The 17,612-nt window shown below is 64.9% G+C and carries 19 protein-coding genes; 15 read left to right on the top strand and 4 right to left on the bottom strand.

Annotated features, from left to right (window positions below):
* Positions 1-5: 5 nt before the first annotated feature.
* The 9 genes from infA (at position 6) to dsbD (ending at position 5,951) form a co-directional block, all read left to right on the top strand.
* Positions 6-224: a translation initiation factor IF-1 gene (gene infA, locus ACV229_RS28345; protein ID WP_004521905.1), complete on the top strand. Its 219-nt coding sequence runs from the start codon at positions 6-8 to the stop codon at positions 222-224.
* Positions 225-244: 20 nt separating this feature from the next.
* The gene (rpmJ, locus tag ACV229_RS28340; RefSeq protein WP_004199844.1) at positions 245-361 is read left to right on the top strand and encodes a 50S ribosomal protein L36; all 117 of its coding nucleotides are present in this window, start codon (positions 245-247) and stop codon (positions 359-361) included.
* A gap of 38 nt (positions 362-399) precedes the next feature.
* Positions 400-765: a 30S ribosomal protein S13 gene (rpsM, locus tag ACV229_RS28335; RefSeq protein WP_448079564.1), complete on the top strand. Its 366-nt coding sequence runs from the start codon at positions 400-402 to the stop codon at positions 763-765.
* Positions 766-793: 28 nt separating this feature from the next.
* Positions 794-1,195 carry a 30S ribosomal protein S11 gene (rpsK, locus tag ACV229_RS28330; RefSeq protein WP_010092939.1) on the top strand — a complete coding sequence of 134 codons (402 nt, stop codon included), beginning with the start codon at positions 794-796 and terminating at the stop codon, positions 1,193-1,195.
* A gap of 140 nt (positions 1,196-1,335) precedes the next feature.
* The gene (rpsD, locus tag ACV229_RS28325) at positions 1,336-1,959 is read left to right on the top strand and encodes a 30S ribosomal protein S4 (protein ID WP_448079563.1); all 624 of its coding nucleotides are present in this window, start codon (positions 1,336-1,338) and stop codon (positions 1,957-1,959) included.
* A 124-nt stretch (positions 1,960-2,083) separates the two neighbouring features.
* On the top strand, positions 2,084-3,061 hold the full coding sequence (locus ACV229_RS28320) for a DNA-directed RNA polymerase subunit alpha (RefSeq protein WP_006765411.1): 978 nt from the start codon (positions 2,084-2,086) through the stop codon (positions 3,059-3,061).
* Between the two features lie 137 nt (positions 3,062-3,198).
* Positions 3,199-3,594, top strand: a complete 396-nt coding sequence (gene rplQ / locus ACV229_RS28315; RefSeq protein ID WP_004197924.1) for a 50S ribosomal protein L17 — start codon at positions 3,199-3,201, stop codon at positions 3,592-3,594.
* A 178-nt stretch (positions 3,595-3,772) separates the two neighbouring features.
* Complete coding sequence (cutA, locus tag ACV229_RS28310) at positions 3,773-4,099, top strand: divalent-cation tolerance protein CutA (RefSeq protein WP_448086411.1); 327 nt, start codon at positions 3,773-3,775, stop codon at positions 4,097-4,099.
* Positions 4,092-5,951 (top strand): protein-disulfide reductase DsbD, encoded by a 1,860-nt coding sequence (gene dsbD, locus ACV229_RS28305; protein WP_448086410.1) that lies wholly within the window; start codon positions 4,092-4,094, stop codon positions 5,949-5,951. Before cutA ends, dsbD begins: the two co-directional genes overlap by 8 nt.
* Positions 5,952-6,101: 150 nt before the next feature.
* Here the strand turns inward: dsbD and hemB are convergent, their stop codons facing one another.
* Together hemB and yihA are read right to left on the bottom strand one after the other, a co-directional pair.
* On the bottom strand, positions 6,102-7,100 hold the full coding sequence (gene hemB, locus ACV229_RS28300; protein ID WP_448086409.1) for a porphobilinogen synthase: 999 nt from the start codon (positions 7,098-7,100) through the stop codon (positions 6,102-6,104).
* A 252-nt stretch (positions 7,101-7,352) separates the two neighbouring features.
* Positions 7,353-8,012 carry a ribosome biogenesis GTP-binding protein YihA/YsxC gene (yihA, locus tag ACV229_RS28295; protein WP_448086408.1) on the bottom strand — a complete coding sequence of 220 codons (660 nt, stop codon included), beginning with the start codon at positions 8,010-8,012 and terminating at the stop codon, positions 7,353-7,355.
* A 206-nt stretch (positions 8,013-8,218) separates the two neighbouring features.
* On the opposite strand from yihA, the gene ACV229_RS28290 reads away from it, so the two are divergent.
* From ACV229_RS28290 to msrQ, 5 genes are all read left to right on the top strand, one after another.
* Complete coding sequence (locus ACV229_RS28290; RefSeq protein WP_448086428.1) at positions 8,219-8,872, top strand: c-type cytochrome; 654 nt, start codon at positions 8,219-8,221, stop codon at positions 8,870-8,872.
* 120 nt (positions 8,873-8,992) lie between these two features.
* On the top strand, positions 8,993-11,206 hold the full coding sequence (locus tag ACV229_RS28285) for a cytochrome c biogenesis protein ResB (protein WP_448086407.1): 2,214 nt from the start codon (positions 8,993-8,995) through the stop codon (positions 11,204-11,206).
* A 4-nt stretch (positions 11,207-11,210) separates the two neighbouring features.
* Positions 11,211-12,401, top strand: a complete 1,191-nt coding sequence (gene ccsB, locus ACV229_RS28280; protein ID WP_448086406.1) for a c-type cytochrome biogenesis protein CcsB — start codon at positions 11,211-11,213, stop codon at positions 12,399-12,401.
* A 158-nt stretch (positions 12,402-12,559) separates the two neighbouring features.
* On the top strand, positions 12,560-13,555 hold the full coding sequence (gene msrP, locus ACV229_RS28275; protein ID WP_448086405.1) for a protein-methionine-sulfoxide reductase catalytic subunit MsrP: 996 nt from the start codon (positions 12,560-12,562) through the stop codon (positions 13,553-13,555).
* Positions 13,556-13,575: 20 nt separating this feature from the next.
* On the top strand, positions 13,576-14,244 hold the full coding sequence (gene msrQ, locus ACV229_RS28270) for a protein-methionine-sulfoxide reductase heme-binding subunit MsrQ (protein WP_448086404.1): 669 nt from the start codon (positions 13,576-13,578) through the stop codon (positions 14,242-14,244).
* A gap of 91 nt (positions 14,245-14,335) precedes the next feature.
* Here the strand turns inward: msrQ and lptM are convergent, their stop codons facing one another.
* Positions 14,336-14,620, bottom strand: coding sequence for an LPS translocon maturation chaperone LptM (gene lptM / locus ACV229_RS28265; protein WP_448086403.1), 285 nt, complete (start codon positions 14,618-14,620; stop codon positions 14,336-14,338).
* Positions 14,621-14,656: 36 nt separating this feature from the next.
* Between lptM and cyaY the strand changes: the two genes are divergently transcribed.
* On the top strand, positions 14,657-14,983 hold the full coding sequence (gene cyaY / locus ACV229_RS28260; protein WP_448086402.1) for an iron donor protein CyaY: 327 nt from the start codon (positions 14,657-14,659) through the stop codon (positions 14,981-14,983).
* Positions 14,984-15,091: 108 nt separating this feature from the next.
* On the opposite strand, the gene ACV229_RS28255 is transcribed toward cyaY, so the two are convergent.
* On the bottom strand, positions 15,092-17,482 hold the full coding sequence (locus tag ACV229_RS28255; protein ID WP_448086401.1) for a penicillin-binding protein 1A: 2,391 nt from the start codon (positions 17,480-17,482) through the stop codon (positions 15,092-15,094).
* Between the last annotated feature and the right edge of the window lie 130 nt (positions 17,483-17,612).

Genomic DNA, 17,612 nt, shown 5'->3' with positions numbered 1-17,612 from the left:
GACTTATGGCCAAAGACGATGTAATCCAGATGCAAGGCGAGGTGATCGAAAACCTGCCGAATGCGACCTTCCGTGTGAAGCTGGAAAACGGCCATGTCGTATTGGGGCATATCTCCGGAAAGATGCGGATGCACTACATCCGCATCCTGCCGGGCGACAAGGTGACGGTTGAATTGACGCCTTACGATCTGTCGCGTGCGCGGATCGTGTTCCGGGCGAAGTGATTTGAAAAAAGGGTAATATCATGAAAGTGATGGCATCGGTTAAGCGCATTTGCCGCAATTGCAAGATCATCAAGCGCAAAGGCGTCGTTCGCGTGATCTGCAGCTCGGATCCGCGCCACAAGCAGCGCCAAGGCTGACCGCGCGTTTGTTTGCGCTTTTTGTTTGAGGAAAAACAATGGCTCGTATCGCAGGGGTTAACATCCCGAATCACCAGCATACCGAGATCGGCCTGACGGCAATCTTCGGTGTCGGCCGCACCCGCTCGCGCGAAATCTGCGTGGCTGCTGGCGTGGAATTCTCGAAGAAGGTCAAGGACCTGACCGACGCAGATCTCGAAAAGCTGCGTGAAGAAGTGGGCAAGTTTGTCGTCGAAGGCGATCTGCGCCGTGAAGTGACGATGAACATCAAGCGCCTGATGGATCTCGGCTGCTACCGCGGCGTGCGTCATCGCAAGGGCCTGCCGATGCGCGGCCAGCGTACGCGTACGAACGCACGCACTCGCAAGGGTCCGCGTCGTGCAGCGCAAGCGCTGAAGAAGTAAGCGGAACTGACAGTTACAGGAAAACGTAATGGCTAAGGCTTCGAACACCGCGGCGCAACGCGTTCGCAAGAAGGTCAAGAAGAACGTCGCTGAAGGCGTGGTTCACGTTCACGCGTCGTTCAACAACACGATCATCACGATCACCGATCGCCAGGGCAATGCGCTGGCGTGGGCGACGTCGGGCGGCCAGGGCTTCAAGGGCTCGCGCAAGTCGACGCCGTTCGCTGCTCAGGTTGCTGCTGAGTCGGCCGGTCGCGTGGCGATGGAATACGGCGTGAAGAATCTGGAAGTGCGGATCAAGGGCCCGGGCCCGGGTCGCGAGTCGGCAGTGCGTGCACTGCACGGCCTCGGCATCAAGATCACCGCGATTTCGGACGTCACTCCGGTTCCGCACAACGGCTGCCGTCCGCCGAAGCGTCGCCGCATCTAACGATGTGCTGGCGCAACGCCTGTCGCCGCCTAGCGTCGACGGGCTGTGCTTTTTTGATTGACTAAGCCCACCGTTCGCCCCAAAGGGAGCGAACTAGCGCGGACTCCGGTTCGCGTGACCGATTGATAAAGGAATGCAAAGTGGCACGTTATATCGGCCCTAAGGCCAAGCTGTCCCGCCGTGAAGGCACCGACCTCTTCCTGAAGAGCGCACGCCGCTCGCTCGCAGACAAGTGCAAGCTCGACAGCAAGCCGGGCCAGCACGGCCGTACCTCGGGCGCACGTACGTCCGATTACGGCACGCAGCTGCGTGAAAAGCAGAAGGTCAAGCGTATCTACGGCGTGCTGGAGCGTCAGTTCCGCCGCTACTTCGCCGAAGCCGACCGCCGCAAGGGCAACACGGGTGAAAACCTGCTGCAACTGCTCGAGTCGCGCCTCGACAACGTCGTGTACCGCATGGGCTTCGGCTCGACCCGCGCTGAAGCGCGTCAGCTGGTGAGCCACAAGGCGATCACCGTGAACGGCGTCGTCGCGAACGTCCCGTCGCAGCAAGTGAAGGCAGGCGACGTGGTTGCGATCCGCGAAAAGGCGAAGAAGCAGGCGCGTATCGTCGAAGCGCTGTCGCTGGCCGAACAAGGCGGCCTGGCGAGCTGGGTTGCGGTCGATGCGAAGAAGTTCGAAGGTACGTTCAAGCAAATGCCGGAACGCGCTGACATCGCTGGCGACATCAACGAAAGCCTGATCGTCGAATTGTATTCGCGTTAATCCGATTGACGGCCGAGGTACCCCGATTGCGTCGCGCAAGGAAGGGCCTCGGCTGTTTATTTTCTGGTTGTTACCGGTCAGCCTTATCGGTGTAACGAGCCGAGGGTATTGAAAAGGAAAGCCCATGCAAACCAGTTTGCTGAAACCCAAGATCATCGCCGTGGAATCGCTGGGCGAGAACCACGCGAAGGTGGTCATGGAACCGTTCGAACGCGGTTACGGCCACACCTTGGGCAATGCGCTCCGTCGTGTGCTGCTGTCGTCGATGGTCGGCTATGCGCCGACCGAAGTGACGATCGCGGGCGTCGTGCACGAGTATTCGACGCTTGATGGTGTGCAAGAGGACGTCGTCAACCTGCTGCTGAACCTGAAGGGCGTGGTGTTCAAGCTGCACAACCGCGACGAAGTGACGGTAACCCTGCGCAAGGAAGGCGAAGGCGTCGTCACGGCCGGCGATATCGAGTTGGCGCACGATTGCGAAGTCATCAACCCGAATCACGTGATCGCGCATCTGTCGAAGGGCGGCAAGCTCGACGTGCAGATCAAGATCGAGAAGGGCCGCGGCTATGTGCCGGGCAACGTGCGTCGCTATGGCGAAGACACGGCCAAGATCATCGGCCGCATCGTCCTCGACGCATCGTTCTCGCCGGTTCGCCGCGTGAGCTACGCGGTCGAAAGCGCGCGTGTCGAGCAGCGTACCGACCTCGACAAGCTCGTGATGAACATCGAGACGAGCGGCGTGATCACGCCGGAAGAAGCGATCCGTCAATCGGCACGCATCCTGGTCGACCAGCTGTCCGTGTTCGCGGCGCTGGAAGGCACGGAAACGGCAGCGGAAGCGCCGTCGCGCGCACCGCAGATCGACCCGATCCTGCTGCGTCCGGTGGACGATCTCGAGCTGACGGTTCGTTCGGCGAACTGCCTGAAGGCCGAGAACATCTACTACATCGGCGACCTGATCCAGCGCACGGAAAACGAGCTGCTGAAGACGCCGAACCTCGGTCGCAAGTCGCTCAACGAGATCAAGGAAGTGCTCGCTTCGCGCGGTCTCACGCTGGGCATGAAGCTCGAGAACTGGCCGCCGGCTGGTCTCGACAAGTAAGCCCGGTTGTTGCTGTAACTGGTCAAGATGCGGATTTTCCTTTAGAATCCGCATCTTGCTTTTTTTCGTTACCGGCCCGTGCACCTCTTGGGTGCGATAGAAGAGCTGGATCAAAACTTTGAATCAAGGAAACTGAAATGCGCCATCGTCATGGTCTGCGGAAACTGAACCGCACGAGCAGCCACCGTCTGGCTATGCTCCGCAACATGTCCAACTCGCTGATCGAGCACGAAGTCATCAAGACGACGCTGCCGAAGGCGAAGGAACTCCGTAAGGTCGTCGAGCCGCTGATCACGCTCGGCAAGAAGCCGTCGCTGGCAAACCGCCGCCTCGCGTTCAACCGCCTGCGCGATCGCGACTCGGTCGCGAAGCTGTTCGACGTGCTCGGTCCGCGTTTCGCGAACCGTCCGGGCGGCTACCTGCGCATCCTGAAGTTCGGCTTCCGCGTCGGCGACAACGCACCGATGGCACTGGTCGAACTGCTGGATCGTCCGGAAGTCGAAGAAACGGAAAACGTCCAAGAAGCTGAATAAGCTTTTCGGCACGTAGCAGCAAGAAAGGGCTAAGCGAATGCTTGGCCCTTTTTGTTTTGGCGCGCCGATCTGCGATCGATTGTCGCAGTGCCGTTCGTCGGCACCGTCGCGCAGGGTGCGCTACGATACGGGGCAACCGGCGTGCGCGAACAGCCGGTGAACGAACGGGAGGGCACGTATGGTGGTGGTCCTGATGTTGACGACGGTGCCGGATGCGGCGACCGCCGAGACGCTCGCCGACGGTGCGCTCGCCGCACGGCTCGCTGCCTGCGTGTCGGAGCTCGGCACGATCCGCTCGCGCTATCACTGGCAGGGCAAGGTCGAGACGGCGCAGGAAATTCAGCTGCTGTTCAAGACGAGCCCGGTACGCGCGCTCGAACTGGAACGATTTATTCACGCGCATCATCCGTACGACACCCCCGAAATCGTCTCCTGGCAGGCCGCCGCATCGCCGGCATATGGCCAGTGGGTGACCAGCGAAACTCAACGTCTATTTCATGTTTAACGGTATGGCTTTACGCGCGCGCGTCAACGCGCTGCGATTCCTCGCGTTCCTGTTGCCGCTCGCGTTCGTGCTGGGCGGGATGTCGCTTGCCCGGGCCGCCGACGATTTCCTCGATCCGTCGGTCGCGTTCAAGTTCAGCGCGAGCGAGGTGCCCGGCCAGGTCGACGTCCGCTTCAAGATCGCCGACGGCTATTACCTGTATCGGGAGCGGTTCGCGTTCGCGGTCAAGAGCGGGCAGGCGACGCTCGGCGAGGCGCAGATGCCGGCCGGCCACGTGAAGTTCGACCAGACGTTCCAGAAGAACGTCGAAACCTATCGTGGGGACCTGGTGATCCACGTGCCCGTCAAGCAGGCATCGGGTCCGTTCGAGCTCGCGGTGACGTCGCAGGGCTGCGCGGACGAGGGCATCTGCTATCCGCCCGCCGAGCATCTCGTGAAGGTCAGCGGCGATGCGTTGGGCGCAGCAACGGCCGCATCGTCGGCCGGCCCCGACACCGCGGCCGGCAATTGGTTCGACAAGGTCACGAGCGCCGAGTATGCGCAGTCGCTGCTCGAAGGACACGGCTTCCTGACGATCGTCGCGCTGTATTTCGTCGCGGGCATGGTGCTGAGTCTCCTGCCCTGCTCGTACCCGATGATTCCGATCGTGTCGGCGATCATCATTGGCCAGGGCACGCGTGCGACCCACGCGCGGGGCTTCGCGCTGTCGCTGACGTATGTGGTCGGCATGGCGCTCGTCTACACGGTGCTCGGCATCGCCGCCGCGCTGGTCGGGCAGAGTCTCGGCGCATGGCTGCAGAACCCGTGGGTGCTGGGCAGCTTCGGCGTGCTGCTGACGGCGTTCGCGGTGTCGCTGATTTCCGGCGTCGATATCGCGTTGCCGCAGCGCTGGCAAAACGGTGCCGCAAACGCGTCGGGCGGCCGCAAGGGCGGGCACTTCGCGGCGGTTGCGGCGATGGGCGCGCTGTCGGCGCTCGTCGTCGGCGCGTGCATGACGGCGCCGCTGTTTGCCGTGCTCGCGTTCATCGCCCACACCGGCAACGCGCTGCTCGGCGGCGCCGCGCTGTTCTCGATGGGGTTGGGGCTCGGCGTGCCGCTGCTGATCGTCGGGGTCGGCGCCGGCGCAGTGCTGCCGCGCGCGGGCGCGTGGATGGACGGCGTGAAGGTGTTCTTCGGGATCGTGCTGCTCGCGGCCGCGCTGTGGATCGTCTGGCCGGTGCTCGGCGGTGCGTTCAAGATGATCCTCGCTGCGGTGTGGCTGCTGATTGCCGCCGCGGCGCAGGGGCTGTTCACGCCGCATGCGGGGGCGGTTTCGATCTGGCGGCGCCTCGGGCGCGGGCTCGGCGCGGCACTGACGATCTGGGCGGCCGCATTGCTGGTCGGTCTGGCGGCGGGTTCGACCGATCCGGTGAAGCCGCTGGCCGTGCTCGCCGCGCGCACGACGGCGGCCGTCTCGGGCGCGCCCGCAGCCGGTGCGTCCGCTGCGCAGGACGGGCCGGCGTTTGCGTCGGTCGGGTCGAATACGGAGCTGGATGCGTTGCTGAAGACGTCGGGCCGGCCGGTGATGCTCGATTTCTATGCCGACTGGTGCGTGAGCTGCAAGGAAATGGAGCATCTGACGTTCACCGATTCGCGCGTGCAGGCGCGGCTCGCGCAACTGCATCTGGTGCGCGCGGACGTCACCGCGAACAATGCGGCCGATCAGGCGCTGCTCAAGCGCTTCAACCTGTTCGGGCCGCCCGGCATCATTTTCTTCGACCGCAACGGCAATGAGATCGGGCGCGTGGTCGGCTACCAGGCCGCCGAGACGTTCCTGCGCAGTCTCGATCGCGCGGCCGTTCCGTCGGTGTGACCGGCGCGGCGCCGCCGGGGAATCGGGGCAGCCGCCGCGACGCGAACGGGCACCCGATTCGCACGCGATGCGGCAGGTGCTACAGGCAAGAAAAAACGGCGACGCACCGAAGTGCGTCGCCGTTTTGCTTTGTGCGTGCAGGCCTGCGGATCAGCGCTGGGCCTTCAGCAGTCGCGCGGCGTCGAGCGCGAAATACGTCAGCACGCCGTCGGCGCCGGCGCGCTTGAACGCGAGCAGCGATTCGAGCACGACCTTGTCGTGATCGAGCCAGCCGTTCATCGCCGCGGCCTTCAGCATCGCGTATTCGCCGCTGACCTGGTACACGTAGGTCGGGAAGCGGAACTCGTCCTTCACGCGGCGCACGATGTCGAGGTAAGGCATGCCGGGCTTGACCATCACCATGTCCGCGCCTTCCTCGATGTCGAGGCGCACTTCGCGCAGCGCTTCGTCGCTGTTCGCCGGATCCATCTGGTAGGTCATTTTGTTGCTCTTGCCCAGATTCGCCGCCGAACCGACCGCGTCGCGGAACGGGCCGTAGAACGCCGACGCGTACTTGGCCGAATAGGCCATGATGCGCGTGTGGATATGGCCATCGCTTTCGAGCATTTCCCGGATCGCGCCGATGCGGCCGTCCATCATGTCCGACGGCGCAACGATATCGACGCCGGCCTCGGCCTGCGCGCGCGCCTGTTCGATCAGGATCTCGATGGTGTCGTCGTTGATGACGTAGCCGTTTTCGTCGAGGACGCCGTCCTGGCCGTGGCTCGTGTAAGGATCGAGCGCGACGTCGGTCAGCACGCCGAGCTCGGGGAAGCGCTGCTTCAGCTCGCGCACCGCGCGCGGGATCAGGCCCTCGGGGTTGGCCGCCTCGCGGCCGTCGGGCGTCTTCAGCGACGGCTCGATCGCCGGGAACAGCGACAGCACGGGCACGCCCAGTTCGACGCACTGCTCGGCGACGTGCATCAGCAGGTCGACGGACACGCGCTCGACGCCGGGCATCGACGGCACAGGTTGCCGCTCGTTCGTGCCCTCGACGACGAACACCGGATAGATCAGGTCGTCGGTGGTCAGGCGGTTTTCGCGCATCAGGCGGCGGGAGAAGTCGTCACGGCGCATCCGGCGCGGACGGTGAAGCGGATGGAAGCTCATGGCAGTTGGGCAGAAATGAGGGCAATAAGGGCCTTACGGAACCCTTAGGTTATTTTCTGGAGCGTTGGTATATGATAGCGATCGAGCGGTACGCCTTGCGTGACGCTCCCCGCTTCTCCTCCCTGAGCGGGTGCCTGTCGTTATTCGATTAGGCTGTTTGACCCGCCGTTCAACGGCGGGTTTTTTTATGAGCCGGCCGAATCGCAGGCACTGCCAGGTGCGCGCCGCCGATCCCGGCTGCGCGTTGCCCGATCATTTTGCTACAGGCTCGGCATTTGCGTCGGCGACGGACGGCCGCACCCAGCTTTCGATCAGCGCATGAGCCTCGTCGAGCCCCGTGCGCTTGAGCGCGGAGAACAGCTGGACCGTCAGCTTGCCCTGGACGCCCGCGTCGCGATACGCATCGAGCCCCTTCTGCGTCGTCCGCAGCGCGTTGATGCTTTCCTGGCGCGTCAATTTGTCGCACTTCGTCAGCAACGTGTGGATCGGCTTGCCGGTCGGCGCGAACCACTCGATCATCCGGCGATCGAGATCGGTCAGCGGACGGCGGGAATCCATCATCAGGATCAGGCCGCACAGCTGCGAGCGGGTCGCGAGGTAGCTCGACAGCAGCATTTCCCAGTGCGCTTTCGCGGCGCCGGGCACTTCCGCGTAGCCGTAGCCGGGCAGGTCGACGAGATTCGCGACGGGCTCGGCCGCCGGGCCGACCGAGAAGTAGTTGATGTGCTGCGTGCGGCCGGGCGTCTTCGACGCGAACGCGAGCCGCTTCTGGTTGCACAGCACGTTGATCGCCGTCGATTTGCCGGCGTTCGAGCGGCCCGCGAACGCGACTTCAGGCTGCACCGTCGGCGGCAGGTCGCGCAGGTGGTTGACGGTTGTGTAGAAGCGGGCTTGATGGAGCAGAAAGGCCATGGGAACCGGGGACGGACGGGCGGCGCGAGCCGCTTGGTGGAGGCGGGGTAGCCCCGATAGGCGCGGGGGCTTTCAGCGCGATATTGTACAATACGGCCGTTTTACCGAAGGCCCCGGGTGCCCGCCTCGCGCGCTTCTGCGGTAGACTGGTCGCCGTCGTTTATTGCAGAACCTCAAATTCCCACAAGACGAAACAGGGTGTGCGAATGAATCGACTGTGCAAGTCTCTGATGGTGCTTCAGGTTGCAGCAGGGTTCGTAGGTTTCGTAGCAGAGGCAAAGGCGGCGGATGCGGCAAAGCCGGATCTGGACCGCGGCAAGGCGATCGCGGGGCAGGTTTGCGCATCGTGTCACGGCGCCGACGGCAACAGCGCGACGGGGAGCTTTCCGAAGCTCGCCGGCCAGCATCCCGAATATCTGGTCAAGCAGCTGAACGACTTCAAGGCACAGCCGGGCGCGAAAGGGCCGGCACGTACCAATGCCGTGATGGTGGGTTTCGCGAGCGCGCTGAGCGCTGACGACATGCGCAATGTCGCCGCGTACTACGGTTCGCAGACGACGAAGCTCGGCACCGCGCACGACGCGGCGACCGTGCCGATCGGCCAGAAGATCTACCGCGGCGGCATCGCGGAGAAGGGCGTGCCCGCATGCGCGAGCTGCCACGGGCCGACGGGGCAGGGGATTCCCGTCCAGTATCCGCGTCTGTCGGGCCAATGGTCGGATTACACGGTTGCCCAGTTGACGGCGTTCCAGCAGGGGGCTGGCGCCCGTAACAACAACGAGGCGATGCATCAGATCGCATTGCGTCTGACGGACAGCGAGATCAAGGCCGTGGCGGATTACATCGCCGGCCTGCACTGAGCGTCAGCGCGAACGAAGTGTCCGGGCGCCCGAAGGGCGGCCGGCGTCAGAACAAGAAAAGGGTGGGGCGCCGCGTCGTTGCGGCCGCCTTGCCCTTTTTTGTTGTCAGTCGGAGTTTGAATGAGCGTTAGCACGTCGGGGTTGCAGTCGAAGTCGGGTCAGGGCGCGCCGAAGCGCGCGGTCGAGCTGTTGAGCTCGATGCGCTTCGCGATCGCATTGCTGGTGGTGCTGTCGATTGCGAGCATCGTCGGGACCGTCCTGACCCAGGACGACCCGTATCCGAACTACGTGAACCAGTTCGGGCCGTTCTGGGCGGACATCTTCCGCTCGCTCGGCCTGTACAACGTGTACAGCGCGTGGTGGTTCATGCTGATCCTGATCTTCCTCGTCGTGTCGGTCTCGCTGTGCGTGACCCGCAATGCGCCGAAGATGCTCGCGGACGCGAAGAGCTGGAAGGACAAGGTCCGGGAAGGCAGCCTGCGCGCGTTCCATCACAAGGCCGAATATTCCGCGAGCGGCACGCGCGCGGCGGCCACCGCGACGCTCGCCACCTTCGTCACGAAGGCCGGCTACAAGCACGTCGTGCGCGAAACCGACAGCGCGACGCTGATCTCCGCGAAGCGTGGCGCGCTGACGAAGTTCGGCTACATCTCCGCACACGTCGCGATCGTCGTGATCTGCATCGGCGGCCTGCTCGACAGCAACCTGCCGATCAAATTCCAGATGTGGATGTTCGGCAAGAGCCCCGTCAACACGAGCGCGACGATCAGCGAGATCTCGGCCGACCATCGCCTGTCCGCGTCGAATCCGACATTCCGCGGCTATGCATGGGTGCCGGAAGGCCAGTTCGTGTCGACCGCGATCCTGAACCAGCCGAGTGGTTCGCTGATCCAGGACCTGCCGTTCTCGATCCAGCTCAACAAGTTCATCGTCGACTACTACACGACGGGCATGCCGAAGCTGTTCGCGAGCGACATCGTCGTGATCGATCGCGAGACCGGGCAGAAGATCCCGGCGCGCGTCGAGGTCAACAAGCCGTTCACGTACAAGGGCGTGTCGATCTACCAGTCGAGCTTCCAGGACGGCGGCTCGCAGATGCAGATGACCGCGTACCCGATGACGGGCGGCGCGGCGAAGACGTTCCCGCTGCAGGGCACGATCGGCAGCTCGGTGCCGCTGCCGGGCCCGGACGGCGACACGATCGAGTTCTCCGACTTCCGCGCGATCAACGTCGAGAACATGGCCGACGCGAGCGGCAAGCCGGACGTGCGCGGCGTCGCGAAGACCGAATCGCTGAAGGAAGTGTTCGACGAGCGGCTCGGCTCGGGCGCGAAGTCGTCGAAGCCGATGCAGCTGCACAACATCGGCCCGTCGGTCCAGTACAAGGTGCGCGGCAAGGACGGCCAGGCACGCGAGTTCAACAACTACATGCTGCCGGTCGACATGGGCGGCGACCGCGTGTTCCTCGCCGGCGTGCGCGCGAGCCCGAACGATCCGTTCCGCTACATGCGGATCCCGGCGGACAGCCAGGATTCGATCGGCGAATGGATGCGCATGCGCGCTGCGCTCGAGGATCCGGCCGTGCGCGCGGAGGCCGCCGCACGCTTCGCGCAGCGTTCGCTGCCGGGCAGCGAAGCGGCGCTGCGCGGCCGTCTGCAGGATAGCGCATCGAAGGTGCTGACCCTGTTTGCAGCCAGCGACGACAGCGACGGGCGCGGCGCGGACGGCCAGCCGCTGGGCGGCTTCCAGGCGGTTGCGACGTTCATCGACCGCTCGGTGCCGAAGGCCGAGCAGGAGAAGGCGGCCAGCCTGCTGCTGCGGATGCTCGAGGGCGCGATGTGGGAGGTCTGGCAGATCGCGCGCGAGCGCGCGGGCGAGCCGCCGGCCCAGCAGGGCGCGGATTCGGTCCGGTTCGTGCAGGGCTCGATCAACGCGCTGTCCGATAGCTTCCTGTATGGTTCGCCGGTCTATCTGCAGCTCGACTCATATAAGCAGGTGCAAGCTTCGGTATTTCAGTTGACGCGCGCGCCGGGCAAGAATCTGGTGTATCTTGGCAGCCTGCTGCTGGTCGCCGGCATCTTCGCGATGTTCTACGTGCGCGAGCGGCGCCTCTGGTTCTGGCTCAAGGACGCCGCCTCCGGCGTCGATGTGGTGATGGCGATGTCCACGGCCCGTAAGACCTTCGATTTCGAGAAAGAATTCGTGCAGACGCGCGACGCGGCAGGCGCCGCATTGCGCGCCGCACCTCGCGATGCCGCCCCGGCCGCCCCGGCCAGTTCGGCAACAGCTTCCCGCCCGCCGGCTGGCGGCGGTTCCGAGAATTCCACCCGGTAACATCATGGATCTCACTCAAGTCTCCCCCTCTCGTGAGGCGTCGGTACAGGCCCCGGTTTCGGCGCCGTTGTTCGACGACCGTCCGTTCCTGATGCGCCTGTCGCCGATCGACTGGCTGTTCGCGCTGGCGCTGGTGCTCGGCGCGGGCTACGCGTTCGTGCACTACAACGCGCACATGGATTACTACGACAAGGCGGTGCTGACCGGCACCGTCCCGGCGCTCGTCGTGCTCGGCTGGCGCTGGAAGCCGGCCCGGCTGCTGATGGCGTCGATCGCGGTGCTGTCGCTGCTGTCGATCCAGATCTACCAGGGCGACCTCGCGCGCGCGGATTCGGCGTTCTTCCTCAAGTATTTCCTGTCGAGCCAGTCGGCGATCCTGTGGATGAGCGCGCTGTTCGTGCTCGCGACGATTTTCTACTGGATCGGCACGCTGACCCGCTCGGAGACGGGCGGCGCGATCGGGCAGAAGCTCACGTGGGTCGCGGTGCTGATGGGCTTCACGGGGATGATGGTGCGCTGGTACGAGTCGTACCTGATCGGTGCAGACGTCGGCCACATTCCGGTGTCGAACCTCTATGAAGTGTTCGTGCTGTTCAGCCTGATCACTGCGCTGCTCTATCTGTACTACGAAGGCCATTACGGCACGCGCGCACTCGGCGCGTTCGTGCTGCTGGTCATCAGCGCGGCCGTCGGCTTCCTGATGTGGTACTCGATCGCCCGCGACGCGCAGCAGATCCAGCCGCTCGTGCCGGCGCTGCAGAGCTGGTGGATGAAGATCCACGTGCCCGCGAACTTCATCGGCTACGGCAGCTTTGCGCTGTCGGCGATGGTGTCGGTCGCGTACCTGATGAAGGAGCGCGGCGTGCTCGCCGATCGCCTGCCGGCGCTCGACGTGCTCGACGACGTGATGTACAAGTCGATCGCGGTCGGTTTCGCCTTCTTCACGATCGCGACGATCCTCGGCGCGCTGTGGGCGGCCGAGGCGTGGGGCGGCTACTGGAGCTGGGACCCGAAGGAAACCTGGGCGCTGATCGTCTGGCTGAATTACGCGGCGTGGCTGCACATGCGTCTGATGAAAGGCCTGCGCGGCACGGTCGCTGCATGGTGGGCGCTCACCGGGCTCGTCGTCACGACATTCGCGTTCCTCGGCGTCAACATGTTCCTGTCCGGGCTGCACAGCTACGGCAAGCTGTAAGATCCCCGACGCTCGTCCGACCAAAGACCGCCGGTGCACTGCGTGCCCGGCGGTTTTCTTTTGTAACGGGCGGGCGAACCGGGTGCCGAACGGCGCATGATGGGCCGGGTCGAACGCGCATGGCGCGTGCATGATGCGCACGCAGGAGGAGCAGCACGATGTGGATCAGACGGCCTTTCCGGAGCGCGTTGAGCGGTGACGACATTCCGCGCAGCGAGATCACGCCGCGCGCGGTATTCGAGAACCGCAGGCGCGTGCTGCAGGCGGCCGGCATCGCGGCGGCCGGCGGCATGCTGGGCGCGAGCGGCGCAGCGTTCGCCGCGTACGCGTCGCCCGATGCGCGGGCGGCGAAACTGGCCGCGAAAACCAACCCGAAGTTCGTCGTCGCCGACAAGGTGACGCCGTTCAAGGACATCACGTCCTACAACAATTTCTACGAGTTCGGCACCGACAAGGGCGATCCGGCCCAGAACGCCGGTACGCTGCGGGCGCGTCCGTGGCGCGTGAGCGTCGAAGGCGAGGTGCAGCATCCGAAGGTGTTCGATCTCGACGAGCTGCTCGGCCTCGCGCCGCTCGAGGAGCGCGTGTACCGGCTGCGCTGCGTCGAAGGCTGGTCGATGGTGATTCCGTGGATCGGCGTGCCGCTCGCCGAGCTGATCAAGCGCGTGCAGCCGACCGGCAACGCGAAATACGTGCAGTTCGTCACGCTCGCCGACCCGTCGCAGATGCCGGGGCTGTCGACGCCGATCCTCGACTGGCCGTATTCGGAAGGCCTGCGGATGGACGAGGCGATGCATCCGCTGACGCTGCTGGCGATGGGCGTGTACGGGCAGGTACTGCCGAACCAGAACGGCGCGCCGGTGCGCGTCGTCGTGCCGTGGAAGTACGGTTTCAAGAGCGCGAAGTCGCTCGTGAAGATCCGCTTCGTCGCCAAGCAGCCGCCGACCAGCTGGAACACCTATGCGCCGAACGAGTACGGCTTCTATTCGAACGTGAATCCGAATGTCGACCATCCGCGCTGGAGCCAGGCCACCGAGCGGCGTATCGGCGAGGACGGCTTCTTCACGCCGAAGCGCAAGACGCTGATGTTCAACGGCTACGGGGACCTCGTCGCGTCGATGTACCAGGGCATGGACCTGAAGAAATTCTTCTGACGCGACCGGTGAGAAACGACATGTCTCCTTCGACGCTCACGCCCGCGCGCGCCGCCGCGCCGCGACCGGGCAGGCTGCGCACGGCGGCAGCGCCAAGCTGGGTCGCGCCTGCCAAGGTACTGGTGTTCGCCGCCGGCCTGTATCCGCTTGCCCGTCTCGTGCTGTTCGGCCTGAGCGAGCGGCTCGGCGCCAACCCGATCGAGTTCGTCACGCGCTCGACCGGCCTGTGGACGCTCGTGATGCTGTGCATCACGCTCGGTGTCACGCCGCTGCGCCGGATGACGGGCGTCGCGGTGCTGCTGCGGTTTCGGCGGATGCTCGGGCTGTTCGCGTTCTTCTATGCGACGCTGCACTTCACGACCTATATCTGGTTCGACAAGTGGTTCGATCTGGTCGCGATCCTGAAGGACGTCGGCAGGCGGCCGTTCATCACCGTCGGCTTCACCGCGTTCGTGCTGCTGATCCCGCTCGCCGCAACGTCGCCGCGTGCGGTGGTGCGCAGGCTCGGCCGCCACTGGGCGATGCTGCATCGCGCGATCTATGCGATCGCGCTGCTCGGCGTGCTGCATTTCTGGTGGATGAAGGCCGGCAAGCACGATCTCGCGCAGCCGAAACTGTACGCGGCGATTGTCGCGGCGCTGCTCGGCTGGCGGCTGCTTGCGTGGGGCTGGCGGCGCGTGCGCGCCTGACGGGGCGAGAATGCCCGGATATGGCAAAAGGCGATGACCGGGCAGTCATCGCCTTTTTTGCGGGGGCAACGTGCGTGCCCCGCTGCGTCGTTTACTGCGTGCTCGCGGGACCGGAAGCCGGCGCGGGGGCCGGCACGTCCGAAGCGCCGCTCGACAGTTCAGGCGACAGCGACAGCGGCGTGCCCGACGTATCGGGCATGCTGTCGGCCGCGGATTCGTCGGTCGGCTTGACGCCCGACGGCGGTGTATCCTGCTGCTCGATCGGTTTCGGCGGCAGCGGCGGCACGGTGGGCATATAGAGCGGACCGCGTTGACCGCAGCCTGCAAGAATTGCCAAAGCCGCTACAATCGCGCTCATCCGGAAAACGACTCGCATGATCGTCCCTGAACAATTGAATCGATAGAGTTTAGCATGTCCGATACCGAATACCTGACCCGTGCCGAGGCCGTGCTGACGGCCGTCGAGCGTACCGTGGACGCCGCCAACGACGGCGATCACGACATCGACCTGGAGCGCAACGGCAGCGTCCTCACGCTGACGTTCGAGAACGGCTCGAAGATCATCGTCAACCTGCAGCCGCCGATGAAGGAAGTGTGGATTGCCGCGAAGGCGGGCGGATTCCATTACCGCTACATCGACGGCAAGTGGCTCGATACGCGGACCGGCACCGAATTCTTCTCGGCGCTGAGCGACTACGCGACGCAGCAGGCCGGGATGCCGATCACGTTCAGCGCGTGAGCGTCGGCGTCGACTGGCGCGAATCGTCCTGCCAAAATCGTCGTACCAAAGAGAAAGCGGCCCGCGGGCCGCTTTTTTTCATGTCCGTGCTATCAGTCAGTAGCGCGGTCAGTGGCCACGGAACAGGTTCATGATGTCCTGCTTCTCCTGCTCGTCGACGTGCGGAACGGGCTCCTCGGTCGCGTCCTGCACCGCCGGCGCTTGCGGCACGCCAACCGTCGACACGAAGCCGTGTCCCGGCGTGAAGTCGGTGAAATACAGCTCGCTGCCGAGCGCCTCGACGCCGTCGGGCATCGCCGGCTTGAATTCGGGGACGCCCTTCAGCGCCGCGCCCATGTAGTCGATCCACACGGGCAGCGCGAGGCCGCCGCCGGTTTCGCGATCGCCGAGGTTGCGCGGGTTGTCGTAGCCGATCCACGCGATCGCGGCGAGCGTGTGCTGGTAGCCGGCGAACCATGCGTCGTGCGAGTCGTTCGTCGTGCCGGTCTTGCCCGCGAGGTCGGTGCGCTTGAGCATGTTGGACTTCGCGCCGGTGCCGCGCTGCGCGACGCTCTGCAGCAGGCTGTTCATCACGTACGCATTGCGCGCATCGATCGCGCGCGGCGCGTTCTGCTCGGCGACGAGCGGCTGCGCACGGGCCACGATCGCGCCGTTCGGATCGGTCACTTCGGCGATCAGGTACGGATTGACCCGATAGCCGCCGTTCGCGAACACCGAATAGGCGCCCGCCATCTGCAGCGGCGTGACGAGACCTGCGCCGAGCGCCATCGGCAGGTAGGCCGGGTGGCGGTCGGCGTCGAAGCCGAAACGCGTGATGTATTGCTGCGCGTACTTCGTGCCGATGTGGTTCAGGATCCGGATCGACACGAGGTTGCGCGAGCGCTGCAGCGCGGTGCGCATCGACATCGGGCCCTCGAAGCCGCCGCCGTAGTTCTTCGGTTCCCACGGCTGGCCGCCGGTTTCCGCGGCGCTGAAGTACAGCGGGCCGTCGTTGATCACCGTCGCCGGCCCCAAGCCCTTGTCGAGCGACGCCGAGTAGATGAACGGCTTGAACGACGAACCCGGCTGCCGCCACGCCTGCGTGACGTGGTTGAACTTGTTCTTGTTGTAGTCGAAGCCGCCGACGAGCGAGCGGATCGCGCCGTCCTGCGGAACGATCGACAGGAACGCGCCCTCGACCTGCGGCAACTGCGTGATCGCCCATTTGCCGGCGTCGTTCTTCACGACGCGAACGATTGCGCCCGGGCGAATGCGCCGGTTCGGCTGCGCGTTGGTCGACAGCGCGCCGGCGGCAAAGCGCAGGTTGTCGCCTTCGAGCGTGGCCTCGCTGCCGTCGATGAACGCGACCGTGATCTGGCGCGGGCTTGCCGCGGTCACGACCGCCGCGATCAGCTCGCCGTTGTCCGGGTGCTCGAGCAGCGCGTCGTCGATCGCCTGCTCGCGGTCGTCTGCGTTGGCCGGCAGCTCGATGAAGCCTTCCGGGCCGCGATAGCCGTGGCGCCGCTCGTAGTCCATGATCCCGTTGCGCAGCGCGCTGTAGGCGACCTGCTGGTCGGCGGAATCGATTGTCGTGATGACGTTGAAGCCGCGCGTATAAGTCTCTTCGCGGTATTGCGCATACATCATCTGGCGCACCATTTCCGCGACGTACTCGGCGTGCACGCTGTACTCGCGGCCTGCGCCCTTGACGACGAGCGGCTGTGCGATCGCCTCGTCGTACTGCTCGCGCGTGATGAAGTTCAGCTCGAGCATCCGCTGCAGGATGTACTGCTGGCGCACCTTCGCGCGCTTCGGATTGACGACAGGGTTATACGCGGACGGCGCCTTCGGCAGGCCCGCGAGCATCGCGGCTTCCGCGAGCGTGATGTCCTTCAGGTCCTTGCCGAAATAGACCCGCGCGGCACTCGCGAAACCGTATGCGCGCTGGCCGAGATAGATCTGATTCATGTAGACCTCGAGAATCTGATCCTTCGTCAGCGCGCGCTCGATGCGGTACGCGAGCAGCATCTCGTAGATCTTGCGCGTGTAGGTCTTCTCGCTCGACAGGAAGAAGTTGCGGGCGACCTGCATCGTGATCGTGCTCGCGCCCTGCGTCGCATGGCCGTTCGTCAGCGCGACGATGCCGGCGCGGAAGATCCCGGTGAGGTCGACGCCGCCGTGGTCGTAGAAGCGTGCGTCCTCGATCGCGAGGATCGCCTTCTTCAGCGAGTCGGGCACGTCCTTGAAGTGGACGATGTCGCGGCGTTCCTCGCCGAATTCGCCGATCAGCACGTGATCGGACGTATAGATGCGCAGCGGAACCTTCGGACGATAGTCGGTCAGCGCGTCGAGCGACGGCATGTTGGGCGACGCGACCACGAGCGCGTAGCCGAGCACCAGGCCGCCGCACAGGACGAGCGCCACGCATACCGCGGCGAAGCCGAGCAGGACTTTCAGCCACCAGGGGCGTTTCTTCGGCTCCGGGGCAGGGGGCGGGGACGTAGGGGACGTGGATTGCATAGGCATACCGGAATACAGTCCCGCGATTATAGCTGCCCGGTATGACCGGCCCCGACGCGGGGGGAGTTCCCGCGCCGGGGGGCGCGGGTACGGCCGTGGTTGCCGTCCTTCAAGGATAGCGCGCCGGCGG

The organism is Burkholderia sp. MR1-5-21, assembly GCF_053427715.1.
Note: the sequence above shows the minus strand (reverse complement) of the source record. Positions and strands in the feature narration are given on the sequence as shown.

What these genes read in the sequence shown, in the direction of transcription:
- infA (WP_004521905.1), top strand. Translation starts at nt 6, where the DNA reads ATGGCCAAAGACGATGTAATCCAGATGCAAGGCGAGGTGATCGAAAAC.
- rpmJ (WP_004199844.1), top strand. Translation starts at nt 245, where the DNA reads ATGAAAGTGATGGCATCGGTTAAGCGCATTTGCCGCAATTGCAAGATC.
- rpsM (WP_448079564.1), top strand. Translation starts at nt 400, where the DNA reads ATGGCTCGTATCGCAGGGGTTAACATCCCGAATCACCAGCATACCGAG.
- rpsK (WP_010092939.1), top strand. Translation starts at nt 794, where the DNA reads ATGGCTAAGGCTTCGAACACCGCGGCGCAACGCGTTCGCAAGAAGGTC.
- ACV229_RS28320 (WP_006765411.1), top strand. Translation starts at nt 2,084, where the DNA reads ATGCAAACCAGTTTGCTGAAACCCAAGATCATCGCCGTGGAATCGCTG.
- rplQ (WP_004197924.1), top strand. Translation starts at nt 3,199, where the DNA reads ATGCGCCATCGTCATGGTCTGCGGAAACTGAACCGCACGAGCAGCCAC.
- cutA (WP_448086411.1), top strand. Translation starts at nt 3,773, where the DNA reads ATGGTGGTGGTCCTGATGTTGACGACGGTGCCGGATGCGGCGACCGCC.
- dsbD (WP_448086410.1), top strand. Translation starts at nt 4,092, where the DNA reads ATGTTTAACGGTATGGCTTTACGCGCGCGCGTCAACGCGCTGCGATTC.
- hemB (WP_448086409.1), bottom strand. Translation starts at nt 7,100, where the DNA reads ATGAGCTTCCATCCGCTTCACCGTCCGCGCCGGATGCGCCGTGACGAC.
- yihA (WP_448086408.1), bottom strand. Translation starts at nt 8,012, where the DNA reads ATGGCCTTTCTGCTCCATCAAGCCCGCTTCTACACAACCGTCAACCAC.
- ACV229_RS28290 (WP_448086428.1), top strand. Translation starts at nt 8,219, where the DNA reads ATGAATCGACTGTGCAAGTCTCTGATGGTGCTTCAGGTTGCAGCAGGG.
- ACV229_RS28285 (WP_448086407.1), top strand. Translation starts at nt 8,993, where the DNA reads ATGAGCGTTAGCACGTCGGGGTTGCAGTCGAAGTCGGGTCAGGGCGCG.
- ccsB (WP_448086406.1), top strand. Translation starts at nt 11,211, where the DNA reads ATGGATCTCACTCAAGTCTCCCCCTCTCGTGAGGCGTCGGTACAGGCC.
- msrP (WP_448086405.1), top strand. Translation starts at nt 12,560, where the DNA reads ATGTGGATCAGACGGCCTTTCCGGAGCGCGTTGAGCGGTGACGACATT.
- msrQ (WP_448086404.1), top strand. Translation starts at nt 13,576, where the DNA reads ATGTCTCCTTCGACGCTCACGCCCGCGCGCGCCGCCGCGCCGCGACCG.
- lptM (WP_448086403.1), bottom strand. Translation starts at nt 14,620, where the DNA reads ATGCGAGTCGTTTTCCGGATGAGCGCGATTGTAGCGGCTTTGGCAATT.
- cyaY (WP_448086402.1), top strand. Translation starts at nt 14,657, where the DNA reads ATGTCCGATACCGAATACCTGACCCGTGCCGAGGCCGTGCTGACGGCC.
- ACV229_RS28255 (WP_448086401.1), bottom strand. Translation starts at nt 17,482, where the DNA reads ATGCAATCCACGTCCCCTACGTCCCCGCCCCCTGCCCCGGAGCCGAAG.